The following is a 231-nucleotide window of genomic DNA, read 5'->3' on the forward strand; positions in this document are numbered from 1 at the left end:
ATTTGAAATGGTGGGTCATGATGGACTCGAACCATCGACCAATGGATTAAAAGTCCACTGCTCTACCAACTGAGCTAATGACCCGCTCGAAAGTTACTTAAGTATTACACCAAATTTGAATGGTGGGTCATGATGGACTCGAACCATCGACCAATGGATTAAAAGTCCACTGCTCTACCAACTGAGCTAATGACCCGCTCGGTGTTAAAGTGCCATTAAGTCGTCCTGACG

2 tRNA genes are annotated in these 231 nt (G+C 45.0%); both read right to left on the reverse strand.

The features are described from left to right. Window positions 1–8: 8 nt before the first annotated feature. Window positions 9–84, reverse strand: a tRNA-Lys gene (locus tag C3B51_RS22850). 36 nt (window positions 85–120) lie between these two features. Next, a tRNA-Lys gene (locus C3B51_RS22855) sits at window positions 121–196 on the reverse strand. Between the last annotated feature and the right edge of the window lie 35 nt (window positions 197–231).

Origin of the sequence: Pseudoalteromonas rubra (assembly GCF_004212645.1) — a bacterium.
Lineage (GTDB): Bacteria > Pseudomonadota > Gammaproteobacteria > Enterobacterales > Alteromonadaceae > Pseudoalteromonas > Pseudoalteromonas rubra_G.